This is a genomic window from Ramlibacter tataouinensis TTB310 (assembly GCF_000215705.1).
GTDB lineage: Bacteria > Pseudomonadota > Gammaproteobacteria > Burkholderiales > Burkholderiaceae_C > Ramlibacter > Ramlibacter tataouinensis.
Genome location: NC_015677.1, coordinates 2,973,027 through 2,988,575 on the forward strand (window position 1 = coordinate 2,973,027; position 15,549 = coordinate 2,988,575).

General features: G+C 70.6%; 11 protein-coding genes. 4 read left to right on the forward strand and 7 right to left on the reverse strand.

Annotated features, from left to right (window positions below; translation table 11 throughout):
• A complete protein-coding gene (kynA, locus tag RTA_RS14305) occupies nt 1-855 on the forward strand; it encodes a tryptophan 2,3-dioxygenase (protein ID WP_013902127.1) in 855 nt (284 codons plus the stop codon).
• Here kynA and RTA_RS14310 read toward each other — a convergent pair.
• The 5 genes from RTA_RS14310 to RTA_RS14330 all read right to left on the reverse strand — a co-directional run bounded on the left by RTA_RS14310 (nt 852) and on the right by RTA_RS14330 (nt 9,426).
• Complete coding sequence (locus RTA_RS14310) at nt 852-3,548, reverse strand: membrane protein (RefSeq protein ID WP_013902128.1); 2,697 nt, start codon at nt 3,546-3,548, stop codon at nt 852-854. The genes kynA and RTA_RS14310 overlap by 4 nt on opposite strands.
• A gap of 146 nt (nt 3,549-3,694) precedes the next feature.
• Nucleotides 3,695-4,879, reverse strand: a complete 1,185-nt coding sequence (locus tag RTA_RS14315; protein ID WP_041675609.1) for an FAD-dependent monooxygenase — start codon at nt 4,877-4,879, stop codon at nt 3,695-3,697.
• Nucleotides 4,876-7,734: an aconitate hydratase gene (locus RTA_RS14320; RefSeq protein WP_013902130.1), complete on the reverse strand. Its 2,859-nt coding sequence runs from the start codon at nt 7,732-7,734 to the stop codon at nt 4,876-4,878. Before RTA_RS14320 ends, RTA_RS14315 begins: the two co-directional genes overlap by 4 nt.
• A 125-nt stretch (nt 7,735-7,859) precedes the next feature.
• Nucleotides 7,860-8,942, reverse strand: coding sequence for a 3-phosphoserine/phosphohydroxythreonine transaminase (gene serC / locus RTA_RS14325; protein ID WP_041675610.1), 1,083 nt, complete (start codon nt 8,940-8,942; stop codon nt 7,860-7,862).
• Nucleotides 8,943-9,018: 76 nt separating this feature from the next.
• Nucleotides 9,019-9,426 carry a hypothetical protein gene (locus RTA_RS14330; protein WP_013902132.1) on the reverse strand — a complete coding sequence of 136 codons (408 nt, stop codon included), beginning with the start codon at nt 9,424-9,426 and terminating at the stop codon, nt 9,019-9,021.
• A gap of 110 nt (nt 9,427-9,536) precedes the next feature.
• Here RTA_RS14330 and RTA_RS14335 point away from each other — a divergent pair, with 110 nt between their 5' ends.
• Entirely contained in the window at nt 9,537-10,361 is an 825-nt protein-coding gene (locus tag RTA_RS14335) for a helix-turn-helix domain-containing protein (protein WP_041676450.1), read from the forward strand.
• A gap of 4 nt (nt 10,362-10,365) precedes the next feature.
• On the opposite strand, the gene sbmA is transcribed toward RTA_RS14335, so the two are convergent.
• Complete coding sequence (sbmA, locus tag RTA_RS14340; protein ID WP_041675611.1) at nt 10,366-11,385, reverse strand: peptide antibiotic transporter SbmA; 1,020 nt, start codon at nt 11,383-11,385, stop codon at nt 10,366-10,368.
• A gap of 128 nt (nt 11,386-11,513) precedes the next feature.
• Between sbmA and RTA_RS14345 the strand changes: the two genes are divergently transcribed.
• Complete coding sequence (locus tag RTA_RS14345; RefSeq protein WP_013902135.1) at nt 11,514-12,011, forward strand: pyridoxamine 5'-phosphate oxidase family protein; 498 nt, start codon at nt 11,514-11,516, stop codon at nt 12,009-12,011.
• Nucleotides 12,012-12,137: 126 nt separating this feature from the next.
• Nucleotides 12,138-12,518 (forward strand): hypothetical protein, encoded by a 381-nt coding sequence (locus tag RTA_RS14350; RefSeq protein ID WP_158307841.1) that lies wholly within the window; start codon nt 12,138-12,140, stop codon nt 12,516-12,518.
• Between the two features lie 411 nt (nt 12,519-12,929).
• On the opposite strand, the gene acnB is transcribed toward RTA_RS14350, so the two are convergent.
• Entirely contained in the window at nt 12,930-15,515 is a 2,586-nt protein-coding gene (gene acnB / locus RTA_RS14355; RefSeq protein ID WP_013902137.1) for a bifunctional aconitate hydratase 2/2-methylisocitrate dehydratase, read from the reverse strand.
• Nucleotides 15,516-15,549 lie beyond the last annotated feature (34 nt).

The following is a 15,549-nucleotide window of genomic DNA, read 5'->3' on the forward strand; positions in this document are numbered from 1 at the left end:
ATGAGCGGAACCAGGACGCCCGGGCCGCAGGACATCGTGCACGCCGAAGGCGCGCAGCTGGACTTCAGCCGCTCCATGAGCTACGGCGACTACCTGCAGCTGGACGCCGTCCTGAACGCGCAGAAGCCGCTCTCGCCCGACCACAACGAGATGCTGTTCATCATCCAGCACCAGACCAGCGAGCTGTGGATGAAGCTGATGCTGCACGAGCTGAAGGCGGCCATCGCCGGCGTGGCGAGCGACCAGCTGGGCAGCGCGTTCAAGATGCTGGCGCGGGTCTCGCGCATCATGGAGCAGCTGGTGCATGCCTGGGACGTGCTGGCCACCATGACGCCGCCGGAGTACAGCGCCATCCGCCCCTACCTGGCCAACTCCAGCGGTTTCCAGAGCGCCCAGTACCGCAGCATCGAGTTCGCGCTGGGCAACAAGAACGCCGCCATGCTCAAGCCGCATGCGCACCGCCCGGACCTGCTCGCCCAGGTGCAGGCGTTCTATGAGGCACCCTCGCTGTACGACGAGTCGCTGCGCCTGCTGGCGCGCCGCGGCCTGCCGGTGCCGGCCAGCCACACGCAGCGCGACTGGACCCGGCCCTACGAGGAAAGCGCCGAGGTGGAGCAGGCCTGGCTCACCGTCTACCGCGACCCGCAGCGCCACTGGGACCTGTACCAGCTGGGCGAGGAGCTCACCGACCTGGAGGATGCCTTCCGGCTCTGGCGCTTCCGCCATGTCACGACGGTGGAACGCGTCATCGGCTTCAAGCGCGGCACCGGCGGCACGGGCGGCGTGAGCTACCTGCGCAGGATGCTGGAGGTGGTGCTGTTTCCGGAGATCTGGAAGCTGCGCACGGACCTCTAGCCCGGCACCGTGGCAGACGGGCCCGCTGGAGGCTGCAGCCGCGCGTCCATATGGCGAAAGACATCGGCGGCCAGCACCCGCCCGGCCAGCAACTCGCCCAGGCGCCGATAGCTCTCCCACTGGGCCTCGTCGAAGAACTGGTCGGCGGTGGTTTCCTGCGGGAAGCGCGCATGCGTCTGCGCATAGTGGCCCACATCGGCCGGCCAATCCGCGACGCGCGCCGGCTTGACCCAGACGATGATCCCGTCGGGCGGTTCGGACGCCGTGTCGCGCGGCCGGCCGCTCTCGCGGTCGTGGTAGATCTCCACCCACAAGGCCCAGGGCTGCGATTCGCCCTTCTGCTGCGCGCGGCGGAAGTCTTCCGGCGTGCCGAAGCCCTCGGCCTTGAAGCCGAACCCGACGAGCTCTTCGCGCGAGCGGATCACGCCCTCCGCGCCGAAATCGATCCGGATGCGGCGCAGCAGGTGCGTGAGGTCGTCGAACCGGTAGTGCGGGTCGGCGCCGTTGTCGCTGGCCAGCACGTGCGTGCTGCGGCGGCGCACCAGTTCGTACGCCGCCGTGTTGTCGAAGTGCCCGCCATCGGAGAGGTACCAGTAGCGGCCTTGCGTGCCGAGGAAGCGGCAGCGCATCTCCTCCAGCAACAGGCACCACAGGCCGCCCGGCCCGGCCGGCCCGTCCGCCCGCGGAGCGGGCCACCAGTAGGCGGTTCTCACGTTGGCCAGGAAAGCCAGCAGCGCATAGCCCGGCCTGGTTTCCTTGCCGACACCCACCGAGAACGCGGCACCGGAGATGGCCACCCACTGCGCCAGCGTCAGGGGCGAGGCCTTCATCTGCGCATGCGTGAACCGCGGGCCGGGGTGGCCCGGCCCGCCGCGCAGCGCGGCTTCGACGAACACGCCGTCCCTGGCCAGGCACATGGCCACTCCCTGCCGGTCGCGTGCGAGCGTGGGCGAGGTGGTGCTCAAGCGCTGGTTCACGGTCACGTTGATCACGTGCTCGATGCCCAGCGTCCGGTCGTTGTCCTCGATGTATTTGTCGATGTCCGAAGGCTCATCCCCTGCGCGGACCTCGTTCACGAAGGCAGCCCGGCTCGACTGCAGCCGCGCCGCATCGACAGGGCGCCGCAGCTCGGACAGGCGCTCGGGGTTGGCGGCGCCCAGGTAAGCCCGCTTCAGCCGGGCGGCGTAGAGGTTGTGGAAGCTCGAGAGATTGAGAAAGCCGGGAGCGAAATGCATGCAGGCCGCCGCGAGCACCAGGCCTGCGAGAAGGAGGACGCCCAGTGCCCAGTCGCCCTGGAACGGCCTGGCAAGCGCCCGCGCGTCGTCGACCACCAGGGCGTATGCCATGACCAGATAGGCCAGCGCGAGCGTCGCCGCGACCGCCAGCGCCAGCAGCAGCACGGCAGCGTCCGTCCAGTTGCGCCAGCGCGATGCCCCCTGCTGCTGAGATTCCGCCTGCGTCAGCCAGCGCCAGGCAGCCGCCAGCAAGGTCCCGTAGGCCGCCGCGGGCACCGTCCACGGCCACCAGTCGCCCTGCCGGGCATGGTGCTGCACCAGGCTCATGGCCAGCGTGTCCAGAGCGGCCACGACCGCCAGCACGACGAGCGCGACCAGGCAGCGCGACAGCCACACCGTCAGCCATCGCCGCTGCCGGTCGACCTGCGCTTGGGTGATGGTCAACCACGTGGTGTCGGCCTTGCGTTGCTGCTGGGAGCCTGCGGTGTCCTCGGCAATGCCAGGCGCCGCTTGCCGGACCTGTTTGCGGCGCGTTTTCAGCCGGGCGGCCGCCAGCGACAGCGCCCAGATGAGCACGCCGGCGACGGCGATGCCGCCAAGCATGGCCGGCGGCCACCAGGCCCGCCCCCTGCTCGCGGCGTAGGCCAGCCAGACTGCGAACAGCGCGACGAACACGGCCAAGGACACGAGCACCATGAGGCTTTGCGTCCACTCCTGCGCCGCAGCGGCCGGGTTGTCCTCGCGGTCGTGGAGGCGGCGCACCGTCAGCCAATAGGCCAGGCCGACGGCGCAGGCGAGCGCGAGCACCGCCAGGGCCGCGAGCCACCAGCCGCTGGCCACCCAGGTCGCGCCACAAGCCGCTGGCGCGCCGCCGTGGGCGGCACAGGGCGGCACCGGCAGCCCCAGGGCTTGCGCCAACGCTGCGCGTGCGGTCACGGCCGGCTCCTCGGTGAGCCAGAACAAGGCATCGGCCAGGAAGCCGCCCAGCACCACGGCCAGACCGAGCATCAGGGCGACAAGCGCCAGATCGAAATGCAGGGCCAGCAAGCCGCGCAGGTAGTAGGCGGCTCCCTGCCGCATGTCGCTGCTGCCTGAGGGCGTCAGGTAGCGGCTGTTCTCCCGCAGCCACTGCAAGGGATGGAGGACCAGCGTCGCCGACGGCGACACGCCACCGGGCGCCAGGCTGACGTCCTGCGACGTAGGGGTGAGCAGGATCCTTCCCGTGTGCGTCCAGGCCGTTTCGGCATCCGGCGTGTGCTCCCGCACCCGGGCCGCCAGACGGCACAGGAACGTGCCGATGTACCCGCCGCCCGACACCGTGGACAGCGTGCCGATCCGGCCGAGCCATTCGTGCGCAGCCAGCGCCTGCAGCACGCCCAGCGACACCGTGGCGCTTCGGATGCCGCCGCCCGACAGCGCCAGGTCGATCTTGCGGTCGGATTTCGCGTGCGTTCCCATGGCCACCCTCCTTTGCCACCGACCGCATTGTGGCGGCATCCACAGGCCGGCTTCTTCCCCCATTTGGGGGTAAGCAGCGCGCCTGCGCCGCTGGATGGAGGGTGCCCGGCGTGGTGCCGCTGCGGCCGCCCGACTTCCCGAAGCCCTCAGAGGGGGCCGTACAGCCAGGGCATATCCAACAGCCGCGCACCCAGCAGGCGCAGCGACGCATCGCGGCCCCAGCGCACCAGCCCGCCGGCATGGAAGATGCGGCCGTTGCGCAGCGACCGGCGCTGCACCCGGGCGCAGCGCTGCCAGCGGCCCTGCGCATAGCATCTCAGCGCGGTGGGCACGTCGATCAGCCGGCCGTCGGCCATGGCCAGCGCGCGGCCCAGCGCGCCGGCATCCTCCAGGGCCATGGCGGCGCCCTGCGCCAGGTAGGGGCGCATCGGGTGCGCGGCGTCGCCCAGCAGGGCGGCGCGCCCGCGCGCCATCTCCTGCGCCGAGCCCAGCGGCGCGCGGTCGTGCAGCACCCACAGGCGCCAGCCGGGCATGGCATCGACCAGCGCGCGCAAGCCCCCGCGCACCGGGCGCAGGGCGGCTTGCAGCCGGGCCGCCGTGGCCTCCCGGTCCCAGCCGGTGGGGTCGCCCTCCACACGGCCTTCCACGAAGCACACCACGTTGAGCAGCTCGCCCGAGCGCACCGGGTAGGTCACGGCATGCAGGTCGGGCCCCAGCCAGGCGGTCACCGCGCGCAGCAGGCCGCGATCGGCCACGTCGGCGGCCGGCAGCAGCCCGCGGTAAGCCAGGTGGCCGAAGGCCCGCGGCCTGGCCTGGCCTCCCAGCAGCTGGACGCGCAGCGTGCTCCACAGGCCGTCCGCGACGGCCAGGGCCTCGCCTTCCACGGTGCGGCCGCACTCGGTGTGCAGGCGCACCACGGCCTCGTCCTCGTCCATCGCCGCCAGGCGCGTGCCGGTGTGCAGCCGGGCGCCCCGTCCCTGGGCGGCCTCCAGCAGCACGGCATGCAGGTCGGCCCGGTGGGCGGTCAGGTAGGGGGCGCCGTAACGCCGCTCGATGTCGGCGCCCAGCGCCAGGGCGGCGATCTCGTGGCCGCGGTGCGCATCGCGCACCACCAGCCGCCGGGGCGCGGCCGCCCGCGCGCGCACCGCATCCAGCAGGCCCCACTCGCCCAGCAGCCGGGTGGCGTTGGGGCCCAGCTGCAGGCCCGCGCCCACCTCGCCGAACGCCGCCGCCTGCTCGAACAGCCGCACCTCCCAGCCGGCGCGCGAGCCGGCCACCGCCGCCGCCAGCCCGGCTATGCCACCGCCGGCGACCAGCAGCTCCTGCGTCACTGCGACAGCAGCTGTCTCAGGACGAAGGGAAGAATGCCGCCGTTGCGGTAGTACTCCACCTCGATGGGCGTGTCGATACGCAGCGTCACCGTCAGCTCCTGGCGGCTGCCGTCGGCGCGGGTGACGACCAGCCGGGCGTCGCTCATGGGCCGCAGCTGCGGGTCGGGGATCACGTCCACCAGCTCCGAGCCGTCGAGCTGCAGGGACTGCCAGGTGTCGCCGCCCTTGAACTGCAGCGGCAGCACGCCCATGCCCACCAGGTTGCTGCGGTGGATGCGCTCGAAGCTGCGCGCCACCACCGCCTTGATGCCCAGCAGCTGCGTGCCCTTGGCCGCCCAGTCGCGCGAGGAGCCGGTGCCGTACTCCTCGCCCGCGAAGATCACCGTGGGCCGGCCCTCGGCCATGTACTTCATGGCCGCGTCGTAGATGGACACCTTTTCGGCGTTGCCCTGTGCGTCTCGGTAGACGGTGAGGCCGCCCTCCTCGCGCGAGCCGTCGGGCAGGGCCGGGATCATCAGGTTCTTGATCCGCACGTTGGCGAAGGTGCCGCGCATCATCACCTCGTGGTTGCCGCGGCGCGAGCCGTAGCTGTTGAAGTCGGCCTTCATCACGCCGTGGGCCTTGAGCCACTGGCCGGCGGGCGAGCTCTCCTTGATGGAGCCGGCCGGCGAGATGTGGTCGGTGGTGATGGAGTCGCCGAACAGGGCCATGATGCGCGCCCCCTCCACCCTGACGGGCGCGGCGGTGCTGGCGGGCTCGATGTCGAAGTCGTCGAAGAACGGCGGCTCGGCGATGTAGGTGCTGGGCGGCCAGACGTAGGTCTCGCCGCCCACGCCCTGGATGCGCTCCCACAGCGCGCCGGGGTTGGACTTCACCTGGCCGTAGTTGGCTTGGTAGGCCTTGCCGTTCATGGCGTGCTTCATCAGCTTGTGGATCTCGTCGCTGGACGGCCAGATGTCGCCCAGCCACACGTCCTTGCCGCCATGGCCCTTGCCGACGGGCTGGGTCATCAGGTCCGTGAGCACGGTGCCGGCGATGGCATAGGCCACCACCAGCGGCGGGCTGGCCAGGAAGTTGGCCTTGATGTTGGGATGGATGCGGGCCTCGAAGTTGCGGTTGCCCGACAGCACGGCCGCGCACACCAGGTCGTTCTTGACGATGGATTCGTTGATCTCGGCCGCCAGGTCGCCCGAGTTGCCGATGCAGGTGGTGCAGCCGTAGCCCGCCACGGTGAAGCCCAGCTGCTCCAGGTAGGACAGCAGGCCGGAGCGGGTGAGGTAGTCGGTGACGATGCGCGAGCCGGGGGCCAGCGAGGTCTTGATGTGCGGCTTGACCTGCAGGCCGGCTTCCACCGCCTTCTTGGCCAGCAGGCCCGCCGCCAGCAGCACGCCGGGGTTGGAGGTGTTGGTGCAGCTGGTGATGGCGGCGATCAGCACGTCGCCGTTGCCGATGGTCACGCCCGCGACGTGCTGCTCGGGCGGCTCGGCCAGGGCCACCGCCGACGGCAGCGTGGGCTTGTTGGCCTGCATCTCGGCCTCGAAGCGCGGCGCCGCCGGCGGGGTGTCGGGCGTCATCGGCACCTTGTCGGACGATTCGCCGAACCGCAGCAGGTGCCGTTCGCCCAGCCGCCCGGCCGGCTGGTTGAAGCCGTTCTCGGCCGGCGGCCTGCTGAACAGGGAGGAGAACTGGCGCGAGACGTGGCCCAGCTCGATGCGGTCCTGCGGCCGCTTGGGGCCCGACAGGCTGGGCGTCACCGTGCCCAGGTCCAGGTGGATGACCTGCGAGTAGTCGACCTGCCCGGGCATGGGGATGCCGAACAGCTCCTGCGCGCGGAAGTAGCCCTCCAGCGCGTCCACCTCCTCCTTGCTGCGGCCCGTGCCCTTGAAGTACTCGATGGTCTTCTCGTCCACCGGGAAGAAGCCCATGGTCGCGCCGTACTCGGGCGCCATGTTGCCGATGGTGGCGCGGTCGGGCACGCCCAGCGTGCGCGTGCCCTCGCCGAAGAACTCGACGAACTTGCCCACCACCTTGTGCCTGCGCAGGATCTCGGTGACGGTGAGCACCAGGTCGGTGGCGGTGCAGCCCTCGCGCAGCCGGCCGGTGAGCTCGAAGCCCACCACGTCGGGCGTGAGGAAGTACACCGGCTGGCCCAGCATCGCCGCCTCGGCCTCGATGCCGCCCACGCCCCAGCCCACCACGCCCACGCCGTTGATCATGGTGGTGTGGCTGTCGGTGCCCACCAGGGTGTCCGGGTAGTAGACGCCGTCGTCGCGCCTGTGCACGCCGCGCGCCAGGTACTCCAGGTTGACCTGGTGCACGATGCCGAAGCCCGGGGGCACCACGCCGAAGGTGTCGAAGGCCTGCATGCCCCATTTCATGAATTCGTAGCGCTCCCGGTTGCGCTGGAACTCGAGCTTCATGTTCAGGTCCAGCGCGTCGCGGGTGCCGTAGTGGTCCACCATCACCGAGTGGTCCACCACCAGGTCCACCGGCACCAGCGGCTCGATCGCGCCGGGAGGCTTGCCCAGCCGGGCGGCGGCGCTGCGCATGGCGGCCAGGTCGGCCAGCAGCGGCACGCCGGTGAAGTCCTGCAGCACCACGCGGGCGACAACGAAAGGGATCTCCTCGGTGCGCTCGGCCGTGGGCTGCCAGTTGGCCACCTGGCGCACGTGCTCGGGCGTGACCTTGAGCCCGTCGCAGTTGCGCAGCACCGACTCCAGCACGATGCGCATGGAGACCGGCAGGCGGCGGATGTTGGGGAACTGCTCGGCCAGGGCCGGCAGGGAATGGAACTGGCCGCTCTTGCCGGCGGCGATCTTGAACTTGCGCAGGGTGTGGGCGAAAGCGTGATTCATCAGTCTCGGCCTTCCATTTTTGTTCATCACGTGGAATGCCGGGCCGGCCGCGAGGGCGGGCCCGCCCGGAGCCTCGTTATTGTGCCCCCAGCCCCGCTCCTGCGGTGGCACCGGGGTCAAGCGTTTCAGCCGTGTGCCGCCTCGAACTCGCGCAGGTAGGCCACCAGCGCGCGCACGCCCTCGATGGGCATGGCGTTGTAGATGGACGCGCGCATGCCGCCCACGATGCGGTGGCCCTTCAACTGGACCATGCCGCGCTGGCGCGCGCCGTCCAGGAAGGCCTTGTCCAGCGACGCGTCCCTGAGGTGGAAGGGCACGTTCATCAGCGAGCGGTCGGCCGGCGCCACCTCGTTGCGGAAGAACCGGCTGCCGTCCAGGAAGTCGTACAGCAGCCGGGCCTTGGCCCGGTTGTGCTCTTCCATGGTGGCCAGGCCGCCCAGCGACTTCACGTGCTTGAACACCAGCCCGGCGATGTAGATCGCGTAGGTGGGCGGCGTGTTGTACATGGAGTCGTTCTGCGCCTGCACCTGGTAGTTGAAGGCGGCCGGCGTGATGGGCAGGGCATGGCCGAGCAGGTCCTCGCGCACGATCACCACGGTCACGCCCGAAGGCCCCATGTTCTTCTGCGCGCCGGCGTAAATCAGGCCGTAGCGGCTCACGTCGATCGGCCGCGACAGGATGTTGGACGACATGTCGGCCACCAGCGGCACATCGCCGGTGTCCGGCGTCCAGTGGAACTCGACGCCGCCGATGGTCTCGTTGGAGCAGATGTGCACGTAGGCGGCCTGCGGGTCCAGCCGCCATTCGGACCGGGGCGGGATGGCGCGGAAGGCGCCGGCCTCGCCCGATGCCGCGACGCACACCTGGCCGTAGTTCTTGGCCTCCTTGGCCGACTTCTCCGACCAGGTGCCGGTAACCACGTAATCGGCCCGGCCCGTGCGGCCGATCAGGTTCATCGGCACGATGGCGTTCTCGCCGATGGCGCCGCCCTGCATGAACAGCACGCGGTAGCCGGAAGGGATGGCCATCAGCTCGCGCAGGTCGGCCTCGGCCTCGGCCAGGATGCCCATGAACTCGGGCCCGCGGTGGCTCATCTCCATCACCGACATGCCGCTGCCGTGCCAGTCGAGCATTTCGGCCGCCGCTTGGCGTAGCACGGGTTCGGGCAGGACGGCGGGGCCGGGGCTGAAGTTGAAGACGCGGGTCATCGCAGGGGCTGGGCAAGGGGAAGCGGGCAAGCATACAAGATGCCCCTCGCGCCCGTTGGCGACCCCGCCCGCCGGCTCAGGCCCAGCCGGTCACGCGCGGCGCGCGGCGCAGGCCGGTCCATTGCAGCTCGGCCAGCACCGCCACGCAGAGCGCCTGGGCCAGCACCCAGGCCACGCCCAGCGCATTGGGCGCGACGGCACCGCTGGCCAGCAGGGCCACGCAGGCGACGGCCCAGCCCAGGTTGCCGATCACCAGCGCCGCCACGGCCGGCCGCGGCAGCGGCTCGCGCAGGGCCAGCCAGGCGACCAGGCCGGCATAGGCGACCAGGAAGGCACCGGTGCCCACCAGCAAGGGCACGGGCAGCTGCAGCCAGGCCGCCAGCCGCGGCGCCAGCAGCAGCTGCGCGGCGCCGGTGGCCAGGCAGGAGGCGGCATCGGCCCACAGCACATGGCGCAGGAAACGGGGCGAGGCGAAGATGGACATGGAAGGCTCCTTTTCGGTGACAGGTGCCGCCATGCTGGCGCCCGGCCGGCGGCGGGTCCATGACCTCGCAGGTCATGGAAACCGGCCGGCGCTGCCCTAGCATGCGCACCATGTCCGCCACCGCCTCCGCTCCTGCCCCCGTCGCCCGGCACCAGCCCTTCGGCGAGCACCTGCGCTTCTGGCGCCAGCACCGGCGCCTGTCGCAGCTGGACCTGGCGCACGAGGCCGAGATCTCCACCCGCCACCTGAGCTTCGTGGAGACCGGCCGCGCCGCGCCCAGCCGCGAGATGGTGCTGCGGCTGGCCGAGCGGCTGCAGGTGCCGCTGCGCGAGCGCAACACGCTGCTGGTGGCCGCCGGCTACGCGCCCATGTACCGCGAGCGTCCGCTGGACGACCCGGGCATGGGCGCGGCGCGCGAGGCCGTGGAGCTGATCCTGCGCGGCCACGAGCCCTACCCGGCCGTGGCCCTGGACCGCCACTGGAACCTGGTGCTGACCAACCGGATGGTGGCGCCGCTGCTGGCCGGCGTCGATGCGGCCCTGCTGCAGCCGCCCGTCAACGTGGCCCGCCTGAGCCTGCACCCGGGCGGCCTGGCGCAGCGCATCGTCAACCTGGGGCAGTGGCGCCACCACCTGTTCGAGCGGCTGCACCAGCAGCTGCGGGCCACGGGGGACCGGCAGCTGGCCGCGCTGCAGCAGGAGCTGGCCGGCTACCCGGTGCCCGAAGGCGCGGCACAGCCGCACCTGGCGGGCGAGCTGCTGGGCGTGGTCATGCCGCTGCAGCTGCGCAGCGACAAAGGCGTGCTGAGCTTCATCAGCACCACCACGGTGTTCGGCAGCCCGGTGGACGTGACGCTGCAGGAGCTGGCGCTGGAGACCTTCTTCCCGGCGGATGCGGCCACCGGCGAGGCGCTGCGGACGCTGGCGGCGTCCTGAGGCCTCAGAGCGGCACGTCGGCCGCCGGCTCGGGGGCGTCCGGCCCCACGTCCTCCTGTTCGATCCGGCGTTCGAAGGCGCGCAGCCGCTTGTAGACCGAGATCAGCTCCACGATGGTGCTCCAGCTCAGGACCAGGAACTGGAACGAGCTCTCCACCCGGTCGAAGGCGCGCGTGATCTGCTGCATCACGCCCAGCGTGATGACGCCCGCCACCACGGTGGGCGCCAGCGCGATCAGCGGGATCAGCACCGCGAACTGCAGGTAGGACCACTTGGCCACGTCGAAGTACAGGTAGTGGAAGAACAGGCGGAAGTAGTTGCGCCGCACGTCGGCGAACAGCCCGCGCACCACCGGCGGGCTGGCGCGCTCGGCGTGGTCCTCGCCGTAGACCAGCTCCTTGCGGTAGGCCGCCTCCACCCGCTGGTTCTGGAACTCCAGGCCGGGCAGCTTGAAGCCCACCAGCGCCAGCAGCACCGTGCCGAACAGCGCCGACATCAGCGCCACCCAGACCATGGAGTGCGGCACCGGCCCGACGAAGGGCAGCTCGGTCACCTTCTCCGACAGCACCCAGAGGATGGGCAGGAAGGCGCCCAGCGTCATCAGGCTGCGCATGAACTCCACGCCCAGGCTCTCCATGATGCGGGCGAAGCGCATGGTGTCCTCCTGCACCCGCTGCGCCGCGCCTTCGATGCGGCGCAGCTGCTCCCAGTGCGCCATGTAGTAGTCGTTCATGGCCTGGCGCCAGCGGAAGATGAAATGCTTGATGAAGAAGTCCAGCACCACCGCGATGGTGATGTACAGCATGGCGATGCGACCGAAGGTGAGCAGCTGGCCCCAGAACTGCGGCAGCGTCACGCTGCCGGGCTTGCCCAGCGCGTTCTGGACCATGTCGTAGAAGCTGCCGAACCACTCATTGATCTCCACGTCCAGGCTCACCCGGTACCAGGTGGCGAACAGGATCAGGGCCGAGCCCAGCAGCGACCAAGGCCACCAGCGGCGGGACAGGAAGAAGGACTTGAACATGCGTTGTCGGCTTGGGGTGTTCTGGGAGCGGCACATCCTACAGGCCACGTTGGATGCCTCCGACGCCCCACGGCTGCGTGGCGACCCAAGATGCGCCATCGTCATCCATTCCCCTGGAAGGAGCCTCCATGAGCCGCAACGATTCACCGCATGACACCCTGTGGAAGCTGATCAAGGACATGCGCTTCGGCATGCTCACCCACCGCCACCCCGACGGTACGCTGCATGCGCACCCGCTGACCACCCAGAACAAGGCCCTGGACGAGGGCGTGCTGTACTTCTTCGTTTCCAAGTCCACCGAGGTCGGCCGGCGCCTGCAGGTGGACGGCGACGTGTGCGTGGCCTACGCCGACGCCAGCAAGGACCACTACGTCTCCATCTCCGGGCATGCCACCGTCAGCAGCGACCGCGCCAAGGTCGAGCGTCTGTTCAACGCCCTGGCCAAGGCCTGGTTCCCGGGGGGCGTGGACGATCCCAACCTGGAGCTGGTGGAGGTGAAGATCCTGCACGCCGAGTACTGGGACGTGAAGGAAAGCAAGGTCACCCAGCTGGCCAAGATGGCCACCGCCGCCGTGACCGGCCACCCGCCGCACCTGGGCGAGCACCAGGAACTGCATTTCAGCTGAGGCGCGAAGCGCCTCAGGCCGTCAAAGGAGCAATCATGAAGACACGCAAGACAGTGACCGCCGTCGTCGCGGCCACGGTGCTGACCACCGCACTGGGTACCGCTTTCGCACTAAGCGGCGGCGGTAGTGCCGGCGGCGGTAGTGCCGGCGGTGGTGGTGCCGGCGGTGGAGGCGGTGGCGCCGGAGCTGGTGGTGGCGGTGGCGCCGGTGCAGGCGGTGGCGGTGGCGCCGGTGCAGGCGGTGGCGCTGGCGCCGGTGCAGGCGGTGGCGCTGGCGCCGGTGCAGGCGGTGGCGCTGGCGCCGGTGCAGGCGGTGGCGCTGGCGCTGGTGCCGGGGCTGGTGGTGCTGGCGCCGGCGGCGCTGGTGGAGCCGGCGGTGGCGCAGGTGCGGGCGGCGCGGGCGCTTCTGCCGGCGGGGGGGACAGTGGCGGCGGTGGCCCGAGCGCCGGTGAGGCAGTCACCGGCACGGGCGGCACAGGGCCGGCCGTTGGCGGCCCCGCCACCGTGATTCCCACGCCGGTCTTCGCGGCGCCGGCCGCGGTGCCCCCGACCACGGCCGGCGCACCCAGCACCGACACGGCGCCAGCCGCCCCGGCAGCCCCGGCGACCCCCGCTACTGCCGCGGCGCCCGCCGAGCCCTCGCCGCCTGCGCCTACGGCAGCGGCACCCGCGGCGCCGGACCTCAGCACACCCTTGTCCTCGGGCGCGGCGCCCGCGGCACCGGGCGTCAGCACGCCCTCGTCCTCGGGCCCGCCGCCCGTTGCCCGGCGCGTGCCGGTGCCCGCGACATCGATGGGCGCGGGCCCCAGCCGGCCAGCGGTTCCACCAGGCAACAGCGGCCGGCCACCCGCCAAGCCGGACCGGAACTGAGCAAAAGAAAGCGGCCCGCGGGCCGCTTTTCTTCTTTGTCGCAGCGGGCTCAGGCAGCGACCGTGTCCGCCACCTGCCTGAAGTCGGCGATCTTGTCGAAGTTCATGTACTGGTAGATGGTGTCGCCGTTGGCGTTGATCACGCCGATGTCGGCCATGTACTCCTCGCGCGTGGGGATGCGGCCCAGGCGCGAGCAGATGGCAGCCAGCTCCGCGCTGCCCAGGTACACGTTGGTGTTCTTGCCCAGGCGGTTGGGGAAGTTGCGGGTGCTGGTGGACATCACCGTGGCGCCTTCGCGCACCTGCGCCTGGTTGCCCATGCACAGCGAGCAGCCGGGCATCTCCATCCGCGCGCCGGCGGTGCCCAGCACGCCATAGTGGCCTTCCTCGGTCAGCTGCTTCTGGTCCATCTTGGTGGGCGGCGCCACCCACAGCTTGACCGGGATGTCGCGCTTGCCTTCCAGCAGCTTGGACGCCGCGCGGAAGTGGCCGATGTTGGTCATGCACGAGCCGATGAAGACCTCGTCGATCTTGGCGCCGGCCACGTCGGACAGCGTCTTCACGTCGTCCGGGTCGTTGGGGCAGGCCAGGATCGGCTCGTGGATGTCCGCCAGGTCGATCTCGATGACCGCGGCGTACTCGGCGTCCTTGTCCGCCTGGAGCAGCTGCGGGTCCTTCAGCCAGGCTTCCTGCGCCGCGATGCGGCGGGCCAGGGTGCGGCCGTCGGCATAGCCGTTGGCGATCATCCAGCGCATCAGGGTGATGTTGCTCTGGATGTACTCCATCACCGGCTCCTTGTTCAGGTGCACCGTGCAGGCGGCCGCCGAGCGCTCGGCGGAGGCGTCGGACAGCTCGAAGGCCTGTTCCACCTTGAGGTCGGGCAGGCCCTCGATCTCCAGGATGCGGCCGGAGAAGATGTTCTTCTTGCCGGCCTTGGCCACCGTCAGCAGGCCCTGCTTGATGGCGTACAGCGGGATGGCGTTGACCAGGTCGCGCAGGGTGACGCCCGGCTGCATCTTCCCCTTGAAGCGCACCAGCACCGATTCGGGCATGTCCAGCGGCATCACGCCGGTGGCGGCCGCGAAGGCCACCAGGCCCGAGCCCGCCGGGAAGCTGATGCCGATGGGAAAGCGGGTGTGCGAGTCGCCGCCGGTTCCCACGGTGTCGGGCAGCAGCAGGCGATTCAGCCAGGAGTGGATCACGCCGTCGCCCGGGCGCAGCGAGACGCCGCCGCGGGTGGAGATGAACTCGGGCAGCTCGTGGTGCATCCTCACGTCCACCGGCTTGGGATAGGCCGCGGTGTGGCAGAAGGACTGCATCACCAGGTCGGCCGAGAAGCCCAGGCAGGCCAGGTCCTTCAGCTCGTCGCGGGTCATGGGGCCGGTGGTGTCCTGCGACCCCACCGAGGTCATCCTGGGTTCGCAGTAGGTGCCCGGGCGGATGCCCTGGCCCTGCGGCAGGCCGCAGGCGCGGCCGACCATCTTCTGCGCCAGCGTGAAGCCCTTGCCGCTGTCCTGGGGCGGCTGGGGCAGGCGGAACAGCGTGGACGGCGGCAGGCCCAGCGCCTCGCGCGCCTTGGCCGTCAGGCCGCGGCCGACGATCAGCGGGATGCGGCCGCCGGCGCGCACCTCGTCGAACAGCACCTCGCTCTTGACCTTGAACTGCGCGACCACCTGGCCGTTCTTCAGCGCCTGGCCCTCGTAGGGGCGCAGCTCGATCACGTCGCCCATCTGCATCTGGCCCACGTCCAGCTCGATGGGCAGCGCGCCCGCGTCTTCCATGGTGTTGTAGAAGATGGGGGCGATCTTGCCGCCCAGGCAGACGCCGCCGAAGCGCTTGTTGGGCACGCAGGGGATGTCCTGGCCGGTGAACCACAGCACGCTGTTGGTGGCCGACTTGCGGCTGGAGCCGGTGCCGACCACGTCGCCGACGTAGGCCACCAGGTGGCCCTTGGCCTTGAGCTCCTCGATGAACCTGACCGGCCCGCGCTTGCCGTCCTCCTCGGGCGTGATGCCGGGGCGGGCGTTCTTGAGCATGGCCAGCGCGTGCAGCGGGATGTCGGGGCGGCTCCAGGCATCGGGCGCGGGCGACAGGTCGTCGGTGTTGGTCTCGCCGGTCACCTTGAACACCGTCACCTTCAGGCTTTGCGGCACCTCGGGACGGCTGGTGAACCACTCGGCCTCGGCCCAGCTTTTCAGCACGGCCTTCGCGTTGGCGTTGCCCTTGTCGGCCTTTTCCTTGACGTCGTGGAACTGGTCGAACATCAGCAGGGTTTTCTTCAGGCCGTCGGCGGCGACGGCGCCGACCTCGGCGTCGTCCAGCAGCTCGATCAGCGGGCTGATGTTGTAGCCGCCCAGCATGGTGCCCAGCAGTTCCGTCGCCTTGGCGCGGCTGATCAGCACGCACTTCTCCGTGCCATGGGCCACCGCCGCCAGGTAGCTGGCCTTGACCTTGGCCGCCTCGTCCACGCCCGCCGGCACGCGGTGGGTGATCAGGTTGAGCAGGAAATCGGCTTCCTGGGCCGGGGGATTCTTCAGCAGCTCGATCAGCTCGGCCGTCTGCTTGGCATTGAGCGGCAGCGGCGGGATGCCGAGCGCTGCGCGTTCGGCGACGTGGTCAACATAGGCTTGCAGCATGGTTTCTCCGTACGGGATCGTTATTTGTTTGTTT